The organism is Streptococcus sp. oral taxon 431, from assembly GCF_023115445.1.
Classification (GTDB): Bacteria; Bacillota; Bacilli; order Lactobacillales; family Streptococcaceae; genus Streptococcus.
In genome coordinates this window covers 1-661 of sequence record NZ_JALDUI010000025.1, presented here as the reverse complement: position 1 = coordinate 661, position 661 = coordinate 1, and the positions used below count along the sequence as shown (strand labels likewise).

At 44.0% G+C, this 661-nt stretch carries 1 protein-coding gene; it reads right to left on the bottom strand.

Features of this window, described 5'->3' with window-relative positions:
* A partial coding sequence (locus M1R56_RS09630; protein WP_248036001.1) for an Ig-like domain-containing protein occupies window positions 1-661 on the bottom strand: 661 nt, incomplete at both ends.

Here is a 661-nt window from a genome sequence, read left to right as displayed (position 1 = left end):
TTTAGCTTTTTCTGCATCTGTCAAGTTGTTAGGATCTACTACTGGAGTAAGAGCTGGTACTTTAACATTATCCGCATCCTTACCATCACCTTTACCAACTGTTTTCTCTGTTGGAGTTGATGTATTGCCTGATGCATCTTTTGCTACGGCAGTCACTTTATCACCAGCTTTCAAGCCCATAACTGGAAGATAGAAGAGACCAGCTTCATTTGTAGTAACAGTAACTGTTTCACTATTTGGAAGAGTGATTTCAACGATTGTTCCTGGTTCTGCTGTTCCTGAAACAGCTTTATCACCTTCTTTAACATCGTTCACAACTGGGGCTGCTGGTGCTGTCTTATCATCGGCTTTCGCTACGGTTACTGTTGTCGCATCTGATGTGTTACCTGCGTCATCTGTCGCTGTTACTGAGACTGTCTTACCTTCTTCCAAACCGCTAACTGGAACACTGAAGTTGCCATCTTGGTCAGCTTTAGCTGATACTTTATCACCATTTGGAAGAGTGACTTCGACGGTTGAACCTGCTTCAGCTGTACCTGTTACTGCTGTGTCACCTGCTTTAACTGGGTTCACAACTGGGGCTGCTGGAGCTGTCTTATCATCAGCTTTCGCTACTGTTGCTGTAGTTGGAGTTGATGTATTGTTTGAAGCGTCTTTCGCT